Raw genomic sequence first — 21,275 nt, 5'->3', positions numbered from 1 at the left:
ACGAGGAGCAAGTGCAATGGCTATTTTTAAAAACTTATTTCGCTGGCAGCGTGGTCGACAGCATTCAGGCTATGACAAAATGCTGTTATGTGGCGCGTATTGGCCAGTAAAGTTTGACACTTACTTAATATACATATTAAGTATTGGCTGGATAAAAAACCGCTAACCGCTAGTTTCGCCCATATTGATCATCAAAGCGCTCAATGTCACTTTCATCAAGTATGCTACCGGTTTGCACCTCGATCACGATCAGCGGCTCAGCTTGACTATTTGCTAAGCTGTGGATTTGCCCTGCGGCTATATAACAAGATTGATCGGCCTTTAAAACACTGGCTTTATCATCGATACTGACATCTGCAAAGCCTGAAACTACCACCCAGTGTTCGGCACGATGCTGATGGCGCTGAGTAGAGAGCCTGCCACCGCTATTAACAGTGATTTTTTTAACTTTAAAACCACTTCCTTCCACTAGCACACGGTAACTTCCCCAAGGTCGATAAACAGCCTGATGGTTAAGTAGCTTATCGCTTTGCTTATTCGCTAACTGGGCTAGGAGCTGTGGTAACTGATCTAATTGCGCTTTATTTGCCACTAACGTTGCGTCGTGGGTATGAATAACGGCTAAGTTATTTACACCTAGAGCCGCGATAGTGTGGCCTTCTTCACTGTAAACAAGGTTATTTTCGCTATTAAACAACACGTCGTTATAGCTAGCATGATTGCCTAAACTATCTTTACTGGCACTTTGCCACAGCGCATTAAAACTACCAACATCACTCCAATTAAGAGCCAAGGGTAGCACCACAACATTATCGCTACGCTCTAATATGGCATAATCAATAGAGTCGCTCGGGCAATGTTCAAGCGCTGCTTCATCAGCTCTTATAAACCCTAAATCTTGGCTAAAACTGGCAGCATCGGCAACAGCGCGGGCTATTTTTGGCGCAAACCTTTCCAGTTCGCGAAGGTAGCTTTTTGGCGTAAACAAAAACATGCCACTATTAAATGAGTATTCGCCACTTGTCACATACTGTTGTGCCAGTTCTAGATCTGGTTTTTCTTTAAACTCATCAACTTGATAGCAGTGTGAATTAGCTATTTTTGAGCCTTGTTTAATATACCCATAACCACAGTTAGCTGTATCTGGCTTAATTGAAAAAGTAACCAGTTTCCCTTGTTCGGCCATTGCGATTGCATCTGGAAGTTGTTGCACTAAATGCTCAAAGTTAGCGATATAATGATCTGCAGGAATAACAAAAATAGGTGAATCAATTCCCTGAGCTAATGCATACTGTGCAGCAAGTGCGATAGCTGGTGCGGTATTTTTACCTTGCTGCTCTAATAGAATAGCTTTAGGCGTTACGCCTATGGCTTCACACTGATGGCTTGCAATAAATCTATGCTGTTCATTACATACTAAAATAGTGTCATTGAAACAATCACCATTAACCCGTGCTAAGGTATTTTGTAATAACGATTTCTCATCTAACAAAGAGAGGAATTGCTTTGGCATCGCTTGACGAGATAAAGGCCATAGCCTTGATCCGATCCCACCAGCGAGAATTACAGGAGTGATTAAAGACATTTACCAGCCACAGCTTGATTTAATTGCTTCATTCTAACAGAAGATTAGGCTCCTTTAATATGCTGCCCCTATAACTCATAGAGATATTTCTACCGTTACTTTAAAAGTAACCGAAAATATATCCAATAAATTAGTTACATAAATTACTCAATTGCTAAACTACAAAAAAGTAAACTAAATTCATGTTTTATGTATTTTAAGGATTAATAATGCGAGCGTTGTTATGTTTTTTTGTATTAACCATAGCTGGCTCAAGCCAAGCTGCAACCACCGTATTCCAATGTGAAAAGAATGGTATTGCTATATTTAGTCAATTCCCTTGTGATGAAAATGCCAAAGAAGTCAATATTAAAACGCCTAATATAGCGCAAACTCAAAAAAATACACTAGACTCCGTGGATAACTACCTGACAATACAAAAAATAGATCGCGAAATTACTGAGCACCAACAGGCAATAAAAAAACTAAAAGAAACGTTTGCAAAGAATAAGCAAAAAATTAACTACATGACGCAAGACAGTGCTAACCGCATGGGTGCAAATTCCATCGCAGATGCGATTGCTCAGCGCACTGATGAGTTAAAAAGTTATTTTAAGCCACAAATAAACAGCCATGAAAAACAAATTAAAACGCTCAGCGCATTAAAAGATGACTTACGCCAACAATCAGGGCCTTAGCACGCCTTGTACGACTGCGATAAACTGCTCAATGTCTTTTTCATCATTATAAATATGCGGTGAGACCCTAATTCCATATGCTCTTTCATCAACACTGATGTTCGCAGCTGTCAGAGCATGCATCACATCAGTTTGTTGCTGTGCAAAATTAAAAATAGCAGTGCCGCTAGAAGCTTGTGCTGAGCTGGGCGATACCTGATATTCACCCAAGGCTAAATTTAACTGAGCTAACAATTTAAGATTATATTCACGAACTGATGCAACGCCTAATTTTGCAAAGTATGCAATGCTATGCCCTGCTATAACATAGGGAGCAATCGAAGGGGTTCCTCCCCAAAAACGTAATGCCGTAGTATTGTAATCAAAATGATTAATATCAAACTCAAAGGGGTTTTGATGTGAAAACCAGCCGACATCTGTCGGTTGGCAAAGTTCGAGTTGAGCTTCACTGACCCACAAATAGGCAGCTCCTGGCCCTGAACACAACCATTTTACACTGGAGCCAATCATAAAATCGACTTCAACGGTTGCTAAATCGAGAGCTAAGACACCCGCTGATTGTGCTACATCAACTAAACTTAAGCAGTTATTGCGCTTACATAACTGTGCAATGTCGCTAACAGGAGCCTGCTGGCCTGTGTTGGAATACGCATGACTAATAAACACTAAATCAGTATCTGATTTTATATATTGCTGCCAAACATTAATATCTGTTAAGTCTAACTCACTGGGTATATAGTTAATCTGAGCACCTTCAGCCAACGCTTTTTGCATAACAAAACCCATACTCGGGAAATCGCTTTGCGCCATTAATACTCTGCATTTACTTTGTTTTAACCTTGGGTGCGACATTAATATTTTAGTTAATGCACTGGATAAATTAACCTGCGGACAAAAAAGTGTTTGTTTACTGTTAAATAAATCGCTCAAAGCCTGAGTGAAACGCTCAATGCTACATAGCCATTGCTGCCATGGCTCTTTATTAGTCGTTTGCCATGGTGAAAAGAAGTGCTCGTTGAAATCGCTTTGGCTACTTTTTAATGCCCGACCAACCGAGTGATTTAATAGATAACACCCTGAAGATAAATTAAAGTCATCTTTATACATTTATTTTTTCACCCACTTTTTTAGCTGCGATAAGTCATCATAGCGAGTTTTTATATCATCACGTTTAGCCGCAGCACGGCGATCTCTGAGTTTCTCAAGTGAATCTAACAAAACATGCAGTGGCGGCCCGCTCGCCGTCACTTTTTGCATATGTTGTTGCTGCATTTGCTGAGCAGGTTGCGCTATAAACTTACTAACCAGCTGATTATGATGACCAATTGCCGTATCGCCATGAAGCTTACAAACCTGAATAAACAGCTTTACATTGGTTTGAAACCAATCACTTTCACGCATACTTGATGCAGCTAAAAAATCATCCATAATACTTGGCATACTCATTGATTCACGAAGTATTTGTTGATCTTCTGGCATCATGTATAAAAATTTATCCACCAGCATTTGTGAGTAGCTTGGCTCATTTGCAAAACATAAGCCCAACAGCAAATCAATTACATTAATACCAGCAAAATCTCCCGCATTCGCGCCACGATAGACTTCTTTGCCAACTCGGTACGGCTTGTAATATGGACGCACACAAAAAAAGAATCGATCTGTATCGAGCTGAGTATATAACGCGTTATTTGATTCAATAACATCTAGCAGTGCCGCTTTTGCAACTTTAAGTAGATCGCCGCACAAGGGGTGTGAAATACCTAAAGGTTGTATCTTTAATAGTGCATCGGCTGCTCGCTTATACGCCAAAATACCTTTTGTGTTGTAATCAATAAACAGTTTCTCATCAGGTAAGTCTGTAAAGCGTTTATATACACCATTGACGGCTTTGTTATGGGTGGTTAAATGCGCAGTAGCAAAACGTGGAGTCACCCCAATAGAAGCGCCTATGTGCATCGCTAAAGCCGACGCTTCAACGAGTGGCGATGTTGTTTCTCGTGATGGCTCAGTAATTTCATGACGACGACACGCCGCCATAAATAAGCCCACATTGCCAAGTAAATCAAATGCGCTGTCAAAGCCTTCATCTGTATTGCCCTCAGCTAACAATTTACTTATATGAGTATTCCCTTCGAGCTCTAGCTGATGCTTATATTGCTCCCCTACAAGCTCCACATTGGCTTTATCATCTTGCTGCCAATATAACTTCTCCAAGTTAGTATTTATTTCAACAAACCGGGTTCTTAGCCACTCGTCAAATGCTTGAGTATTTTTACTCATATTTACTTTATCCAAAGTTTTTTATTGCATTTATGTTAACAGATAGCATAGAGTAGTAATCAGCAAAAACCCTATAAATCCCATATAAAATTAGTGGTTTTAACTATTTAATCATCAGTTATTGAAGAAATCCTACAATTATGAGTTTAGATAAAAAAGATCGAGAGCTGTTAATTCGCCTGCAAGATAATGCGCGTAGCCCTATTTCACAATTGGCCAACGAGGTAAACTTATCGGATACGCCTTGTTTAAGACGCATAAAAAAGCTCGAAAACACTGGGGTTATTTGTGGCTATCATGGCGCAGTTAATCCAAAAAAGATTGGCTTAAATGTTTTAGTGTATGCATTTGTAAGATTAAATCAGAACTCAGTAAGTGCAGCAAACTCCTTTGAAGAACAAGTTGAAAAGCTTGCCTATGTTTTAGAGTGTGGGGTGATTTCTGGCAGCTATGATTATTTACTAAAAATAGTGGCTACTGATTTAGAAAGCTACGAGCACTTTGTTAAATATAAGCTGGGAAGCATTGATTGTATTGCAAATATTGAGTCAACTATTGTTTTAAAGCAAGCTTTTAGTAAAAAGCAATTACCATTATAAAAAGCCCCCTTTCTTGTACTATTTAGCTATACTGAAGCGAATATAAAAATAAATACAACAGGACACACGTGAAGGTACTTCAGTCTAAAATAAGCTCTTTATGCTTTTACGTAGTTCTCTCTGCCGCTTACTTCTTAATCGGCAAATTACTCACGAATTTCGCGTTCCAATCCCAGGTCATTCCTATCTGGTTGCCTGCAGGCATTGCTCTTGTGGGTTGCTTTATTTGGTGGTGGCGATTTATCCCCGCCCTTTTTATTGCCTCAGTTGCATTTAACCTCAGTGCTGGAGAAAGTAGCGTCAGCGATAATGTGCTTGTAGGTAATACACTAAATGAGGTTTTATTAATAGGTTTAGGGGTAGTGGTACAAGCCATGGTAGGGGCTGGCTTGTTAAAGTATTGGCTAGGACACCCTCTTTACCTTAAAACTCGAAAGGCGATCATATTTTTCATATTTATCATTGGCATAGTCGTCAGTCTTATTTCGGCAAATATTGGTGTATACGCCCTAAGTATCTTTAACCCCGCTTACAGCATTAATAATCACTGGAGTAATGTATTGTACTGGTGGCTGGGTGATGCTTTAGGTGTGTTAATAACAACGCCTTTATTACTTGCTTTACTACAAACTAAAAATAAGCGATATAACCTAACCTCCCTCCCTACCATTTTAGTATGCTCGGTATTGCTAGTGTCGGTTGCAATGACGACAAAACTCTATAATCAAGAAAGTAGTTCTAACGCGTTACAAATAGCGAATCGAGAAGCGCTGATCATTGAAAATAGCCTATTTCGCTATTTAAATCGTAGCCAAATTGCAGTACAAAGCCTCGCAAGCCAGATGCAATCTGATCCTAACCTAACATTACAAGAATTTTATAGTTATGCATCAGAGTTACTCGCACAACATGCTTTTATAAAAGCATTGTCTTGGAATGAAAAAATCAGCCAACAACAAATACTTAAACTCCGTAGTGAGTTAAAAGATATTTATCATATGGATATTGAAATCAAAGGTGACCCCTTATCCACAAACGACCCACTTGTAGTGGTAAAGTACATAGCACCTTTTACTCAAAATCAATCTGCACTTGGTTTTAATGTATTCTCGCGTGCCGATAGGCGGCAAACGTTATTAGATCCCAGTATTAAATATCAACCTGTAGGAACTAAAATAATAAAACTGGTGCAAACTGATCAACCTGGGCCAGCTTACTTACTTTTTGCTCCCGTGTTTAAACAAAACAATGATCAAGCGACTATAAAAGGGTATGCAACAGGGGTCTTTCTAGTAAGAAATATCATTGAGCAAGCAATTACCCAAGAGCAAGTCGATATGTTCAATATCGTTATTTATGAAGATAAAGCACACCCTGCTTTTTTTATTAATGGGCAAGAGAGCAATAAAAAGAACGCCATATTTTCAACGGTTGAGATTAACTTTTCTGGGCAAACCTGGCTTATCGACTTAACCATAAAAGATGAATTTATCCCTCATTACACAAATCAACTGACTTTATTTTTACTTGTATTACAGGTCGTTGTTTGTAGCCTTATCCTCATGGTTTTATTGTTGTTTAACCACCAACATATCGCGCTTTCAAGGTTAGTATCGGAGCGCACCCGTTCACTTGAAAATGCGAAACAACAGTCCGATGAAGCCAATAAAGCGAAAAGTCGCTTTTTAGCAAATATGAGTCATGAAATTCGTACACCGTTAAATGCAGTGATTGGTTTTTCAAGTTTAGCGAAAAAAGAAGACAATCTAGAGACTTTAACTCACTACCTTAATCAAATTAATTTAGCATCAAAGTCACTTTTGAACTTAGTTAATGACGTATTAGACATATCTAAAATTGAGTCTCAAAAGCTAGTATTAGAGAGCCGTCCTTTTGACTTGAACGAACTACTAGAACGCATTAATAGTATGTTCAAATCCACAGCTGAAAATAAAGGGATCGGCTGGCATTGCAATAATAATTTACCTCGTGACACATGGTTTGAAGGTGATGCAATGCGGATTGAGCAAATACTCTTAAATTTGTGTAGTAATGCAATTAAGTTTACTCATCAAGGTGAAGTAAGCCTTAATGCAACTGCTTTCAAAGCAACCGGTGATAAAATGAGTATCTCTATCAGTGTAAAAGACAGTGGCATTGGTATCGCAGCATCAGAGCAAGACAAACTTTTTGATGCCTTTACTCAGGCGGATGATTCAACTTCTAGGCGCTTTGGTGGTACAGGCCTTGGTTTAACAATAGCTAAAGAACTTAGTTTTTTGATGTCTGGTGACATTTCTTTGCTCAGTAAAGAAAACGAAGGCTCCACATTTACTTTAAACCTTGAGCTTGTAACGTGCCCAGCACAAAAGAAATTACAACAACTCAAACGCGATAATGATTTAAGTAAGCTAAAAATACTTGTTGCTGAAGATAACTCAGTGAATCAACTCGTAATAAAAGCGATGCTCGACTCGTTAGATATAAAACCGACCTTAGTTGAAAATGGCGAGCTTGCCGTTGAGCAAATAAAAAATAATGAGTTTGATATTATATTAATGGATTGCCAAATGCCGGTGATGGATGGTTATAAAGCCACGGCCTTAATTCGCCAATTTAAAACAATTGAGCAATTGCCTATTATTGCACTTACAGCTGACGTAATGCCTCAAGATAAAGCGCATGCGTTAGCTATTGGCTTTAATCAACACCTTGCAAAACCGCTTGAACTCGATAAGCTAACACAGTGCCTCACTCAATATGTAGATAATAATGAAAATTAAAGGATTTTTCAGCTCACTTGGCTTATTCGTTTCACTTAGTTTTAGTACCTTAGTGCTTGCAGCTAATAATAATTGTGTTGGTCAGTTAACAGATCTCGACTTCATAGTAAAAAGTAAAGAACAAGGTTTACTGCGTTTTACCAAACAACAACCCGAGCAGGTATTTTCATATCAATCTAGCATCAGCTTTTCAGAATATTTAGATTTTGCCTATCAGCATATTACACAAGGAAATCCACGAGCAGAAATGCCATGCCCTGTGCTAACGCCAACCTACCAACAACTTGTGGAGCAAGGTTCACGGCCAGAAAAGGCAAATATTGCCGATATTATTGCACCTTTTGAATTACGCCAACCAAATAACGATAAGGTTGCCTTACTAGTTCATGGCCTAACGGATTCGCCCTTTACTTTTCATGATTTAGCGCAGGTTTATTTTCAGCAAGGTTACAATGTAAGAACCATACTGTTACCCGGCCACGGTACCGCTGCAAACGCACTACGAAACATTAATGCACAACAATGGCAAGATGCCGCTGACTACGCCATAGAACGTACATTAAGCGACTACGAAAGCGTAGTGCTTGGTGGCTATTCTACAGGTGCAGCATTACTGGTTAACTACCTAACTAGTCAACCTGTTGATAAAAAAGTCAAAGCGCTCATGCTCTTTTCTCCTGCAAGCGAGCCTCATAATAAAAATGGTTGGTTAGCAAAATGGATTGATTTAATTCCATTTGTTGATTGGATAGATGAAGACGCTGACATTGACTTTGCCAAGTATGAGTCATTCCCTTGGAATGCTGCTGCCGCTGCAGATGATGCTATGGCAACGATTGAGTTAACAAACATTAAAAAGCGTAGCTTACCTAACATTCCTGTTTTTAGTGTTTTAAGTGATATAGATACCACTATTGATACCCAAGCAACTCTGGCATTACTTAACACACTACACGATAAAAAAGCTCGTCCTAAAAACGCCCTAGACACCCTTATTTTATATGGTGATAAACAAAATATACCAACAAGCTTTGCTAAAGATTACACTATTTATAATCCACAGTGCGCGAATAAAAATTGTAAAAACATTCGTGGAATATCACATATTGCAGTGGTTAATTCACCGAATAACCCACATTATGGCAGTAAAGGGGCTTATCGTAATTGCGGCAGCTACCTTGATGATGAAATACTTTACCAACAATGTAAAACGATAGAGAAACCTAACATAGGTGAACGCACAGCTGATAACTTAGCCCAATATAAACCTTTCCAGCGTTTAACATATAACCCTTATTTTGACGAACTAAGTTATCAAATACAGCAGTTTTTACACGCAGTTGAACAACAATAGAGCCGTTTATGTCACGTTTTCGTCATCATTGGTTTAGCGCTATTAGTGAAATAGATGCCAGCGTTTGGCAGTCTTTTTTTGGCGATAACCCATTTACTGATCACGCCTTTTTATTTGCATTAGAGCAAAGCCAGTCCGTGAGTAAAAGCAGTGGCTGGCAGCCTATGCACTTAGCTATTTACGAAAATGACGAAATCGTCGCGCTCGCACCAGGCTATTTAAAAGGCCATTCTTATGGTGAATATGTATTTGATTGGGCATGGGCAGAAGCCTATCAGCAGCATGGTTTAGCCTATTACCCGAAATGGTTATGTGGCTCACCGTTTAGCCCCATTGAAGGTGAACGCATTGCGATACATGCGAATGATTCAGGTGCTGCGAATGAGTACATTGCACAGCTACTTACCGAACACTGCCAACAAAATGGTTGGTCTGGTTGGCATATTAACTTTTGCCCGAAACAACAAGTTAATGACTTTGTAGACCTTAATGCAATGGCCCGTATCGGTGTGCAATTTCAATGGTTTAATCGCAGCTATAAAAGCTTTACTGACTTTTTACAAAACTTAAACGCCAGAAAGCGCAAAGCAGTCAAAAAAGAACGCAACAAAATCACTCAGCAAGGTATCACGATTAAATGGTTACAAGGCAATCAGATCACGCGCGATGTAGTCAGTCAGTTTTGTGAGTTTTATCAGCGCACATATCTAAAACGCTCTGGCCACATGGGTTATTTAAACCATGAGTTTTTTATTCTACTCCATGCTTTAATGTTAGATAAACTGGTGATCATGCACGCTCTGAAAGACGAAAAAATAATAGCAGCAACGCTGAGCTTTAAAAGTGATGACACCTTATACGGCCGATATTGGGGAGCCAGTGAAGAAGTAGATTGCCTGCATTTTGAGTTGTGTTACTACCAAGGTATTGAGTACTGCATTACCAATGAATTAAATTGCTTTCACTCAGGTGCTCAAGGCGAGCATAAAATAGCACGTGGCTTTGAACCTGTTGTTACGCATTCAATTCACAGCATAATAGACCAAGACTTTAGCCTCGCGATTGCTGATTTTTTAAAGCGAGAACGACGGCACACTCTAGCTTACCAGCAACACTGTGAGACCCTATTACCTTTTAAACGAGATGTTTAAACACTAATAATTGGTTATTAGCAGGCATTTGATTATCACTCAAAAGTGTTAAACCAGCTTGCTGCGCATGTTGAATAATGAGTTCAACGTCGCGAATACCACTTTGACTATCTTGCTGTTTTAAAAACTCATCAAAGCGCTGATTACTATCACTGGTAAATTGACCTTGATACTTAAATGGGCCATAAATAGACAGTATACCCGCAGGCGCTAAATGTTTTTTTACACCTGCAAAGAACTGCTCTACTAATGACCAACTTACAATGTGCAGCGTATTAGCAGTATAAATAGCCTCCACTTTTTCAACTGGCCAATCATGATTTAAATCTAATGTTAAAGGTGAGTGTAAGTTACTTAGTTTGGCATCATCTAACCATTGCAATATGCCAGCATGATTAATTGGACGGTCACTGGTGTACCACTGCAAATGAGTTAAATGCGTCGCAAAATGCACACTGTGTTGTCCTGTCCCTGATCCCACTTCTAACACATTTTGGGTGTCACTTAGGTATTGCTGTAAAACAGCCAAGATAGGCCCTTTATTATTTTCACAAGCTTGAGAAAATGGTTTATTCATTCTTTTTTACGCACCACAATCAGGAATTTATGCACAATAGTAAAGCAAATTTAATTACTTTTGTCGTGTCAAAAAATCGCTGTTTATTTTTAATATATCAAAATCAGGTGGTTACATGTTATTACTCAAGTTGGTACAGCTTATGCTATATATAATGTGAACTCATAAATAGGAGAAAACCATGTATATATCACCCTACACCGCACTCGATGCAGCACTCGCAGCTAGCGAAAAACCCGTAAACGAAAAAATAAACTGTGACGAAAGAGCTACCGTAATTGATTTACTATCACAAACAAATCAACTAGATAAGGCTCATAAAAAGCATGAAACAGATCAAATTTTCATCCTTGGTTATAATTAATACCAGAAATTTTCAACAAGTTTTACATATTCAAACTTGCACCAAAACCGAATAGCTGTAATGATAACAATTATCGTTACAGCTATTCGGTTTTATTATGCACGAACACCAAGCAATGCTTTATTATCAACAACAAATGAAGTGTATTTGCCAACGTCCCGGACTATATGCCCCCGCTTTAGTTGCAAACTATATTGAAGCCGGCCTCAATGCCGCACGCTATTATGAAAAAAGCCAAAGTATCTTGCTCCAAGAACTTTATTTAAGACGCACTTTCCATGAAATTCTTAACAAAATGTGCGACTCTTTAATTCATTGCGCAATACGTAAGCAATGTTCAGAGCAACTATACAAACCCTTATTGGCGTTAAAACGTTTTTATAGAACCCATAATGGTAACGAAAAATATCTTATCCTTGAACGAGAAGCACGTATTCTCAGTCACGAATTCAACCCTTTTTAGGAGTTTTTATGAGCGAGTATAGAACTGAAACCGACAGCATGGGCGAATTACAAGTACCAGCCGATGCGCTTTACCAAGCACAGACCCAGCGTGCAGTTAATAATTTTAGTATTAGTGGTTTAGCCATGCCAAGACAATTTATTACGGCATTGGCATACGTAAAACAAGCTGCTGCACAAAGCAACTGCGAACTAGGTCATTTAGACAAACAAAAAGCCCAGGCAATAGAACGCGCCTGCCAAGAAATAATTGATGGCCAACATTTAGATCACTTTCCAATTGATGTGTTTCAAACCGGCTCAGGCACCAGTACCAACATGAATGCCAACGAAGTCATTGCAACACTTGCTAGTCGCTATAATGACAATCTAATTCACCCAAATGATGATGTGAATATGGGTCAAAGTTCAAATGATGTGATCCCAACGACTATCGCTGTTAGCAGTGTGATTAATGTTGTTTATGAGCTGTTTCCAGCCCTTGATCAGCTATTACAGATGCTAGAGCGTAAAAAAGCTGAAGTAGGCGGTATAGTTAAAACAGGCCGTACTCACCTAATGGATGCAATGCCTGTCACTTTTAGTCAAACTCTAAATACTTGGCAGCATCAAATTGATACCGCTATGGGGGCTATTCGTCATAGCTTAGATGGCGTATCAGCACTTGCACAAGGTGGAACAGCCGTTGGTACTGGTGTAAATGCAGCTCCTCAGTTTGCTGAGCAATTTTGTAAAAACTTAAGCACGAATGTAGGCATACGCTTTGTGCCCAGTAAAAACTTTTTCTATAACATTGGCTCACAAGACGCCATTGTTTCATTATCTGGGCAACTAAAAGTGCTCGCTGTCGCACAAATGAAAATAGCCAATGATTTACGTTGGATGAACTCAGGACCACTCGCTGGGCTAGGTGAAATTGAGCTTGAAGCATTACAACCAGGCTCTTCAATTATGCCTGGTAAAGTGAATCCGGTGATCCCAGAAGCTGCGACAATGGTCAGCGCGCAAGTGATTGGTAATGACGCCACGATTACCGTTGCAGGACAATCTGGCAACTTTGAGCTTAATGTCATGCTGCCAGTCATTGCCTATAATATATTGCAAAGTATAGAGTTACTTGCAAATAGTAGTCGCGCATTAGCTGATAAAGCAATCCGAACATTTAAGGTCAATCAGCCAAACATTGACAAAGCATTGGCAAAGAACCCTATTTTAGTCACAGCCCTAAACCCTGTTATTGGTTATGCAAAAGCAGCTAAAATTGCTAAGCAAGCGTATCAAAGTGGCCAACCGATCATTGATGTAGCAGAGCAAGAAACGCAGCTATCTCGCGCTGACTTGGAAGAATTACTTAATCCAACTAAGCTAACCCAAGGCGGTTTATAACCTACCGATGAAACCCGTTACTTTATTTAAGTAACGGGTTTACCTTTTTGAATGTAATAGTTTTTATTGCTGTGTTATGTGCAAAGTGTATGATAGTGATTACTTGTTAATCACTATAAAGGTTCGTTATGCGCTTTTCATTATGTGTTGTTGTGTTACCTCTTTTTATTGTTGGCTGCTCGGACGCTGCAACAACAGAAGCTGAGCAATTAAAACCAGCCCCCACAGCTTTAACTAAAAATAATCAGAAGGTGGCTATAGGTGATAAAAACAAAGCCGTTTCGAAAGAAGCAATTCAAACAGCCCACGGACAATTAAAAACACTCACAGAAGATCTTAGCTGCGATACTAGCGCACAATGCAAGGTATTGCCTGTAGGGAGCAGAGCCTGCGGCGGGCCAAGCAGCTACCTTGTTTATTCAACTAAAAATAACGATAGTCAGAAAGTTGAACAAGCAGCAAAACATATAACAACCCTCGAAAGCCGATTGAATGCCCAAACCGGCATGGTCAGTATTTGCCAACATTTAACTGCACCAGCAGCGCAGTGTAGTAGCAATAAATGTGTTAAAGTTGCTGGTAATGCAACAAGTGTTTATTAAAGGAATTAATATGAAGTGCGTTTCATATTCTAGAGCGCTGGCAATTGCAGCCGGCCTATTTATTATTACTGGCTGTGAAAGTACGTTTGATACTAGTTCATCAAGCCCTGCAAGTTTGGCTAAAGCAAACAATGCATTATCTAAACTAGTTGAAGATACCAGCTGTACAGCGAGCTTTCAGTGTAAAGTTCTTGAAGTAGGTCAACGAGCGTGTGGCGGGCCTAGCAGATACTTAGTATATTCAGCTTTAAATACTGAGCAAGAAGCTGCTGAACAGTTAGCTCAACAAGTGACTGAGCAAGAAGCACTTGATAATCAAGCGAGTGGAGCAAGCGATTGCTCACCGGTTTTACCAGTACAAGCTCTGTGTATTAATCAACAATGCCAAGCATTTGAAATTAAATAACGTTTTTCTTACTGCGCTAAACCATCAAGGGGATTAGCGCTGATATTACTAATACACCAACAATACACACACCTGCTTTAAATATATGCTGCATTGGCATTTGCTTTTTTACCCAGTAAGCGTAAATAAATCGCACAAAGTAACTCGCAGCAGTACCAAATAAAGCGAAAATAATTAAATAAGCGATTAAAACAATATTCACGGCAACTCATTTTTTATTAGGGTATGAGCCCTCAGTGTAAGGGCTTATATTTAAGAAGGCAAAACTGCAGCTACTTTTTATTACTGTGGGCAATAAGTAACTCAGCGACTTGTTGCTTAACTGCTCGTTTATCATCGACCGGAACACCAAAGCGTTCAGCTAGTAATGCAATTTCCTCATCATTGAGATTAAATGACAATCGTTGACGCGTTTTTTTTGATTTAACATCGAGCGCTAAAATTTTACGGATCATATCTGAAGGTGTTAGCTCCTGATCAATCGCCTGCTTTTTTATCGACTTTTGCACTTCGCTGCTTAAATCAAAGGCCATTTGCGTTGCCCTTACAGCTTGCTCTTGGCGTTGCCATTTAGCCTTTGCATCACTCACTTTGCATCTCCAGGGAATAAATCCACAATATCGGAGATTGGTCTAGTCAGTGTAAGAGATACCTCAGTTTCACCACCATCCCAAATTTCAATATTTAAGCTGTGGCTTTCATCGTCAGAGGCTAAGCATATCATCTCACAGGGCTCGCCACCTTCTTGCTCATATCGCGGTAATGGCTGCTTGCGATAATCTTGCTTATGAAAATAACAAACATACGGCGATTCACTTTGCTGGTAACTTTTACCTAAAAACTGCATAAAGCGCTCGGGTGTATTCTTCACTTCTATAAAGGTGAGAGACTCTTCGTCAAAAATACGTGCAAACTCGTCGAGGGTAAAAATATCATCTACTTCATCTCGTTGAATCTTTATTGAGAAATTAGCCCACTGCTCGCCATCTTCCATTTCAATTTGTAAAAAAACAACTTGCCCGCTGTTAGTCTCTAAAACAAACTCGGTATCGCTACTGTGCTGATATTGATAGGTTTGCACGTCAATCACCCGCACCGTTTGTCCTTTTAACCAACTAGGGTAAGCAAACGAATCAATGATGCTTAGCATATCGCCTTTTTTCAGTTCACTAGCATGAGCTAATTGACGTTCTGGGGCTTTTTTAGATTTAAAGAAATTAAACATAGACTGCCTCTTAAGCAAAAAAGGTAACGCGCTGTGCTGCGTTACCTTTTAAAATTTATAGCTGATGATTAGCCGTTTTGTTTAGCTTTAATGCGCGCTAATATATCTGCACTTTTCGGGCTGCTATCACCAATACCTGCTTCAGCCATTTTAGCTTTTAAATCGCCGCCACTGGTTTCAGCTTCAAGTTCTTTTGCAGCACCAAGTTGGTCGCTACGATCCTGTTGGCGCTTTTTAATACGCTCAAGCGATTGACGAGCATTGGTCATCGACGAGCTATTAGTATTCAATGTGCTATTAACAGCCATAGTCGCTTGTTGCACGCTTTCTGTGGTTTTAACCATAGTAAGCTGACGTTGATTTTCTTTAATCGACTTTTCAGCATCTTTTACTTGCTGCTTTAATGTCACGATGTGATTACTGAAACCTGCCAACACTTGCTCGTGTTCAGCTTTTTCGTTTTCGAAGTCGCCAATTTTTTCAGCAATTTCTAAAGCAAGTGCTTCGTTACCTTTTTCAAGCGCTTGACCTGCATAGGCTTCGTGCTCAGCAATCGACGCATCAAGTGCACTTAAAGCACGCTTAGTTTGCATTTCTTTAGCCATAACTTCTGTTAAGCTTTTTTTAGCGCGTTGCAGTGCGTTTTGCGCATCAGCAATCTCTTGTTCAAATATACGGATACCATTAGCATCAACGATTGCTTCACCGGCTTCACGCGCACCGCCACGAACTGCTGTAAATAATTTCTTTAATATACTCATAATCTTAACTCCACTTAAAATAGCTAACTGTTATTTAATTGCACTGATAAATGAGATATTAATCATTCAAATACAAAGTAACAGCTTCTAGGGCATCGATAGCGTTATCGGCTAATGTTACTAACTCATGGGTGATGTCATCAAATGATGAGTTCACCGACAGAGCGCCAAAAATTGCATATTTGTCGTCAATTTTGGCAAATGCACTCAATGGAATTGGCACATTCAAGCGTAATAACGTTTCGTTTAGCTCATTACGTAAATCTGGTTTTACTTCGTCATCTGCAAACAAGTAGCTAATACATAACAATTGCTCTTGTGTTTGCGTAACAAAAATTGGAAGTTCATCATTTCCATCAACAATAACTTGTAACACATCTTGCTCGTCTTGGTTGGCGATCAAGAAAGATTCAAAATTAGCGCCTTCAGTTTCAAAAGATGCTAGCTTTATTGAAAGTTCGTTTAATTCCATGTCTCTGCCTTTTTGTTATCTGACATATTATGTCTGAGTTAAGATTCGCACGAGCGACATATTATGTCAACCCTGTTTTATTAATTTTTATACAATTCGCTTTCTACTTGCCATGCACTACGGTAATAATCATACAAAGTACCTGACCCTAATCTATTGACTTCAATATCTTTTATTTGTTCAAAGTAGCTGTTTGGAAAAGCGAATGTTGCCAGTAAATATTTTTGACTGATCCACCTTGAAGTAACAGGCAGACTCGTAATATCTTGTATTCGTGCACTGGCTGATTTGCCATTCGTGGTAGCTATTGTCCACCCCCACTGTCCAAATGACGGAATATTTTGTTGATACTGTTCAACATGTTTAAAGCCCGCCGCTTTGACTGTTTTACCTATACTTAAAAATGCTTTTTTTGCATGATACGGTGAAGTCGATTGCACAGCCATTGCACCATCTGCTGCAAGTAACTGGCGAATATGGTTATAAAAGTAATCACTGTACATTTTGTTTAGATCTGGGTGATTCGGATCCGGCAAGTCGATAATAATCGTATCGAATCGCTTACCTTGATCAAGTAATCGTTCCACCTCTATAAATGCATCACCTACAATCACGTTCGCTCTAGGATCATTCATCGAATCGGCGTTCAATTTAGTTAATCGACTGACTATATGTGCAGGCGCATTAAATACCTCATCACGATGACCAAATAAATTAAGTAGCTGAGCGTCAAGGTCTATTAGCGTCACCTCATCAACTGGCCACTTAAGTACATCACGCATCGCTAAGCCGTCACCGCCTCCAATGATTAATACCTTATCATGGCGGTTAGATGCTAATAGCGCAGGGTAGACCAACATAGAGTGATAGATTTGTTCATCAACACTTGAAAATTGCAAACGACCATTTAAGTAAAGGTCAGTTATTGGGTCTGGTTGATTACGGCTTAAACGCTCAGTTAAAACGAGATGCTGGTATTTAGTTGCTTCAGAATAGATAACCTTATCTTTATACAGCACGTTGCTTAAGTCTTTCATCCAACTACTACCCAATACTAAGATAAAGCCGAATAAAACTAACAGCGCTACATGGCATACTAAAAGTAATTTAGCAAAGCGTACATAGCTGTGATAACGCCATAAAAATGCCAGGCCAGCAATTATATTAAAAAGAGCTGTCCATGCCGCAGCTTGCATTATGGGCATAGCAAGCATAATACTTACCCAAATAGCCGCACCTATCCCTGCGCCGATATAGTCTGCGCCATAAATTGTCCCTGCGTTGTTTTCTAAAAATCGCCCATATACATGTTGACGAATTCGGGCAATAAGCGGTATTTCCATGCCGATTAATAAACCAAGTAACAAACCGAATACATAGGGAAGAAAACGTGACCACTCTTGCAGCTTTTGAAAAACATAGCCATTTAATATAGTGTCGGCGGGAAGGTTAAAAATTTCGGAAAATATATGTGGTAATGAATAACTCACAGCAATCACGCTAGCAATGGCTAAAATACAGCCCATACCAACTAACGCAATAAGGCTTTCAAGCCATGCAAAAGCAGTAAATGGATCCTTAAACCAACGAGCTAAAAATGCCCCCATCCCCATTGCGACTATCATAGTACCAATCATGGCATAAATAGCGCTTTCAACCGAACCTAGTACACGCCCAGCATAATGTGATAAGAGGTATTCATAAATAAGGCCGCACCCAGCAAGTACGGCCATAACAGTTATTAATAAAAAATCATGCCCAAGTAAGGCGTGCTTACTTGGGGCCGTTGTTGTGTGTGACAAATCTTATGCGCCTAATAACGTAGCCATCGTAATACCTACTGCAAACGATATTGCAGCCGAAATTGTTGCTACGCCAACATTCTTTTGACGATTAACTTCGTCTGAAATATCACAACCCGCTAGGATTATTTTTATCGTTATTAAATGTAATAAGATAAAAGCAATTAAGCACACAACCGCACTAATAGCCCAATACACTAGGCTAGCATTAATACTGTCTGCAACATAAGGCGCGATACCTGAAGCCGCAGTAATAGCAAGTGCACTACCAATTAAAAAGCCAGCGTAACGTATTCCAACAGCTAAATTGCCATCAACAATCGCTTGCTGTAAACAATCACCACTGCGATTAGTGCGTTTAAATAACTGCACACGATATTGACTAACAAGTAACAGAGCTAGACTACCAATGATGAATGCTGCAATAACAATCGGTATGCCATGCCATCCTTCAGTTGCAACCCAAAATAACGCTGAACGAATCACTATTGCTACACTCACAACATGACCAAAATCGATGATTGCAGCAGTGGCATTACCTTTAACTATTTCGTCATGTAGACTCACTTTGCGTAGTGCTACTTTATCTTGAAAGAAGTGACCTAGTTTTATTAGTACTATTGCCAACACGCCGTAGGCTAGCATTTGCAGTGCTTCTAGTTGTAGGGTCGCAGCAAATGCACCGCTACTTACACCAGTGAGTACAATTGCCAACGCAACCAGACCCGCCGCAAAACTAATACCAAAGGCGAAGTTATCACGCTCTGTGATTTCATCATTGGCATGTAAGTTAGATACCCAGCCTTTAATAAATTTAAGACTGACAAATAAAGCGATAATAATTGCAAAATCAATTGCCAACGCTTGCAGAGACCACATAGTTATTCCATTAAATTCGTACATATTCTTTTAACTCCAACACTTAATTCTTTACGAGGCAGTTTATTTACCGCGGCTAACACCACGAGAAGTGCGACTATTACTATTTCTTACCGACCCAGAGCTATTACTGTAGCTGCTCGTTTTTGAGTAACTACTCTTGCTTTTCGGTGGTGTGTAACTGCTACGACTAAGCCCTGAAGCACCCGTTTTTTTCGTGGCGTACGGACTAGTAAATTGCTTCCCCTGACGCTGATAAGATTGACGAGTTCTCGTTTCAACTGCCGTTTGTGCTTTCATTTGTTTAGGGCTGGTGTAACGCGCTCTACCATAATCATTGTAATAACTGTACTTACGGCGTTTACTCCAACTACCATATTCAACACGGTCAAATACATCACCTAAAATACGGTACATGCCATACCACTGCCAAAAACTAATACCATTACTATTAGTTTGCCAGTTACCGTAATTTGGGTTACCAACTAATTGATTACCTTCGCCAGCACCTTCTGCTTGCTGACTTATAGCGCCAACACGGGCAAGTGAACCACCTGACATATCAGCTAGCATATTGATAGGATCAGTCAATGCATCAGAAAACAAAGTGGGTTTTGCTGCATCTCTTAATAAATCTAAGTTTCGTAATGTTTCTTCATAGGGCGGTATAAGGTACGTGCTTTTAATATCAGCCAAGCGTTGCTGCAAGCCAGAATAAAGCGCACCATTTCGCGTTGCATCTTGAGCCATTACAGAAGCGATTTGCGATAACTGAGGTTTTTCATTACTGATTATGCGCGCATATTCAGTCAATAAGACAGCATTACGAATTGAACCATTATCTAAGGCTTTACCAAGCCCATTTAGTTCAACCTCTGCTTTAGTTATAGATTGTTGAATTGTTTGTTGTAACTGCTCTTCTTTCGATTGGCAGCCCATAAGCAAGCTTATCAAACAAAACAGGCTTATAAGTTTCCAAGCTTTTATATCCGACATTCATGTCACCTGATTTACTAAATTAACTCTGCTAGTTTTACACAGCTTAGAAAGTAAACCAAGGATGAAATTGCAACAAGATAATATTTTCTAAGGGTCAAAACCTATGTTTTACTGCACTCAACTTTTAATTAGCTAGATGACAACTAGAAGGTGACACGAGCTCCCCCTCATAGCCGACAAACACTCTATACGATAACCACTCTCACAAATTTGAAGCCTCTGCTTTTCTGCTTTATAAACATAAGCTCAGCGAGTTAATCTAGTAATGGTTTTTGCAATTTAGTTGGATGCCCTCTCATTTGAATTTACAAAAGTGCTCAATTAAAAATGGATACTTAAACGTACAAATATTCATTACATAGTATGGCCTAGCTAACCAGATTGAATAATTTGTTCTTAGTACATTGACAATGTTGCCTCATTAAAACATTCTAAAAAAGGTACAAAATAGAAGGTGAAGAACTCTCCGATTATATAATAAGGAATTTTTAATGAAGAAAATGTCTATTACCGCTTTTCTAATGTCTTCGCTATTTTTAAGCAGTCAAACAATTGTTCATAGAGTTGAAGCAACTGGTACTTTCCATTATTCAACACCAAATAGAATAGAAAGTATAACTTTTAACTACACAACTAACTAATTAACACCTTAGACTCCAAATTTAATCAAAGGAGTCTATTTTCGTTTAGAGGGTCAATAGTATGGATATACCTGATATCAAGAGAAGTTTGTTAAATGCGAGAAAAGCTTTTCCTCAGCCACAATCTGACCCCAAAAAAAGTAATACCAAACACATTTAATTGATGATCTATTTTAATTTTATGCTTTTTGTGATCTAATAGAGCTAAATGCAGTCATTCTAACTGAGCTTACATTGTCCAACATTCCAGATTTTCCCTATACCCGAGAT

The 21,275-nt window shown here is 39.2% G+C and carries 22 protein-coding genes and 1 pseudogene; 11 read left to right on the top strand and 12 right to left on the bottom strand.

The annotated features are described in order from the left end of the window. Positions 1-16: 16 nt before the first annotated feature. Positions 17-130, top strand: a pseudogene (locus QMA12_RS08585) (2OG-Fe(II) oxygenase); the annotation flags it as partial. 39 nt (positions 131-169) lie between these two features. Here QMA12_RS08585 and QMA12_RS08580 read toward each other — a convergent pair. After that, positions 170-1,585, bottom strand: a complete 1,416-nt coding sequence (locus QMA12_RS08580) for a mannose-1-phosphate guanylyltransferase/mannose-6-phosphate isomerase (RefSeq protein WP_290209828.1) — start codon at positions 1,583-1,585, stop codon at positions 170-172. Positions 1,586-1,794: 209 nt separating this feature from the next. Between QMA12_RS08580 and QMA12_RS08575 the strand changes: the two genes are divergently transcribed. Beyond that, positions 1,795-2,262, top strand: coding sequence for a hypothetical protein (locus QMA12_RS08575; protein WP_087534630.1), 468 nt, complete (start codon positions 1,795-1,797; stop codon positions 2,260-2,262). Here QMA12_RS08575 and QMA12_RS08570 read toward each other — a convergent pair. Together QMA12_RS08570 and QMA12_RS08565 are read right to left on the bottom strand one after the other, a co-directional pair. Next, a complete protein-coding gene (locus QMA12_RS08570) occupies positions 2,251-3,369 on the bottom strand; it encodes an aminotransferase class V-fold PLP-dependent enzyme (protein WP_087534631.1) in 1,119 nt (372 codons plus the stop codon). The genes QMA12_RS08575 and QMA12_RS08570 overlap by 12 nt on opposite strands. Then, on the bottom strand, positions 3,370-4,542 hold the full coding sequence (locus QMA12_RS08565; protein WP_290209831.1) for a monodechloroaminopyrrolnitrin synthase PrnB family protein: 1,173 nt from the start codon (positions 4,540-4,542) through the stop codon (positions 3,370-3,372). It abuts the gene before it with no gap. 140 nt (positions 4,543-4,682) lie between these two features. Here QMA12_RS08565 and QMA12_RS08560 point away from each other — a divergent pair, with 140 nt between their 5' ends. From QMA12_RS08560 to QMA12_RS08545, 4 genes are all read left to right on the top strand, one after another. Continuing rightward, positions 4,683-5,141 carry an Lrp/AsnC family transcriptional regulator gene (locus tag QMA12_RS08560; RefSeq protein WP_290209832.1) on the top strand — a complete coding sequence of 153 codons (459 nt, stop codon included), beginning with the start codon at positions 4,683-4,685 and terminating at the stop codon, positions 5,139-5,141. 68 nt (positions 5,142-5,209) lie between these two features. Further along, on the top strand, positions 5,210-7,924 hold the full coding sequence (locus tag QMA12_RS08555) for an ATP-binding protein (protein ID WP_290209833.1): 2,715 nt from the start codon (positions 5,210-5,212) through the stop codon (positions 7,922-7,924). Continuing rightward, positions 7,914-9,278 carry an alpha/beta fold hydrolase gene (locus QMA12_RS08550; RefSeq protein WP_087534546.1) on the top strand — a complete coding sequence of 455 codons (1,365 nt, stop codon included), beginning with the start codon at positions 7,914-7,916 and terminating at the stop codon, positions 9,276-9,278. The genes QMA12_RS08555 and QMA12_RS08550 overlap by 11 nt, the downstream gene beginning before the upstream one ends. Before the next feature lie 8 nt (positions 9,279-9,286). Then, on the top strand, positions 9,287-10,429 hold the full coding sequence (locus tag QMA12_RS08545; protein WP_087534547.1) for a GNAT family N-acetyltransferase: 1,143 nt from the start codon (positions 9,287-9,289) through the stop codon (positions 10,427-10,429). Here QMA12_RS08545 and QMA12_RS08540 read toward each other — a convergent pair. Further along, entirely contained in the window at positions 10,413-11,006 is a 594-nt protein-coding gene (locus tag QMA12_RS08540) for a DUF938 domain-containing protein (RefSeq protein WP_290209834.1), read from the bottom strand. The genes QMA12_RS08545 and QMA12_RS08540 overlap by 17 nt on opposite strands. Positions 11,007-11,187: 181 nt before the next feature. Between QMA12_RS08540 and QMA12_RS08535 the strand changes: the two genes are divergently transcribed. The 5 genes from QMA12_RS08535 to QMA12_RS08515 all read left to right on the top strand — a co-directional run bounded on the left by QMA12_RS08535 (position 11,188) and on the right by QMA12_RS08515 (position 14,226). Further along, positions 11,188-11,370, top strand: a complete 183-nt coding sequence (locus tag QMA12_RS08535) for a hypothetical protein (RefSeq protein WP_290209835.1) — start codon at positions 11,188-11,190, stop codon at positions 11,368-11,370. A gap of 97 nt (positions 11,371-11,467) precedes the next feature. Next, positions 11,468-11,833 (top strand): hypothetical protein, encoded by a 366-nt coding sequence (locus QMA12_RS08530; protein ID WP_290209837.1) that lies wholly within the window; start codon positions 11,468-11,470, stop codon positions 11,831-11,833. Positions 11,834-11,841: 8 nt separating this feature from the next. Beyond that, complete coding sequence (locus QMA12_RS08525) at positions 11,842-13,218, top strand: class II fumarate hydratase (RefSeq protein WP_290209839.1); 1,377 nt, start codon at positions 11,842-11,844, stop codon at positions 13,216-13,218. 128 nt (positions 13,219-13,346) lie between these two features. Then, entirely contained in the window at positions 13,347-13,820 is a 474-nt protein-coding gene (locus QMA12_RS08520) for a hypothetical protein (RefSeq protein WP_290209840.1), read from the top strand. Between the two features lie 10 nt (positions 13,821-13,830). Further along, positions 13,831-14,226, top strand: coding sequence for a hypothetical protein (locus QMA12_RS08515; protein ID WP_087534562.1), 396 nt, complete (start codon positions 13,831-13,833; stop codon positions 14,224-14,226). Positions 14,227-14,242: 16 nt separating this feature from the next. Here the strand turns inward: QMA12_RS08515 and QMA12_RS08510 are convergent, their stop codons facing one another. The 8 genes from QMA12_RS08510 to QMA12_RS08475 all read right to left on the bottom strand — a co-directional run bounded on the left by QMA12_RS08510 (position 14,243) and on the right by QMA12_RS08475 (position 20,361). Then, positions 14,243-14,428 carry a hypothetical protein gene (locus tag QMA12_RS08510; RefSeq protein ID WP_087534552.1) on the bottom strand — a complete coding sequence of 62 codons (186 nt, stop codon included), beginning with the start codon at positions 14,426-14,428 and terminating at the stop codon, positions 14,243-14,245. A 70-nt stretch (positions 14,429-14,498) separates the two neighbouring features. After that, on the bottom strand, positions 14,499-14,816 hold the full coding sequence (locus QMA12_RS08505) for a hypothetical protein (protein WP_290209841.1): 318 nt from the start codon (positions 14,814-14,816) through the stop codon (positions 14,499-14,501). Next, a complete protein-coding gene (locus QMA12_RS08500) occupies positions 14,813-15,451 on the bottom strand; it encodes a DUF4178 domain-containing protein (protein ID WP_290209842.1) in 639 nt (212 codons plus the stop codon). The genes QMA12_RS08505 and QMA12_RS08500 overlap by 4 nt, the downstream gene beginning before the upstream one ends. A gap of 68 nt (positions 15,452-15,519) precedes the next feature. Further along, a complete protein-coding gene (locus tag QMA12_RS08495) occupies positions 15,520-16,212 on the bottom strand; it encodes a PspA/IM30 family protein (RefSeq protein WP_087534555.1) in 693 nt (230 codons plus the stop codon). A gap of 58 nt (positions 16,213-16,270) precedes the next feature. After that, a complete protein-coding gene (locus tag QMA12_RS08490) occupies positions 16,271-16,684 on the bottom strand; it encodes a DUF2170 family protein (protein ID WP_087534556.1) in 414 nt (137 codons plus the stop codon). Between the two features lie 80 nt (positions 16,685-16,764). Then, positions 16,765-18,486: a polyamine aminopropyltransferase gene (locus QMA12_RS08485; protein WP_290209844.1), complete on the bottom strand. Its 1,722-nt coding sequence runs from the start codon at positions 18,484-18,486 to the stop codon at positions 16,765-16,767. Between the two features lie 3 nt (positions 18,487-18,489). After that, complete coding sequence (locus tag QMA12_RS08480; RefSeq protein ID WP_290209846.1) at positions 18,490-19,389, bottom strand: DUF350 domain-containing protein; 900 nt, start codon at positions 19,387-19,389, stop codon at positions 18,490-18,492. Positions 19,390-19,428: 39 nt separating this feature from the next. Continuing rightward, positions 19,429-20,361, bottom strand: a complete 933-nt coding sequence (locus tag QMA12_RS08475) for a CHAD domain-containing protein (protein ID WP_290209847.1) — start codon at positions 20,359-20,361, stop codon at positions 19,429-19,431. Positions 20,362-21,275 lie beyond the last annotated feature (914 nt).

The organism is Pseudoalteromonas sp. APC 3893 (assembly GCF_030408095.1).
GTDB lineage: Bacteria > Pseudomonadota > Gammaproteobacteria > Enterobacterales > Alteromonadaceae > Pseudoalteromonas.
The sequence above is the reverse complement of the archived record's forward strand: the minus strand, read 5'-3'. Positions and strand labels throughout refer to the sequence as shown.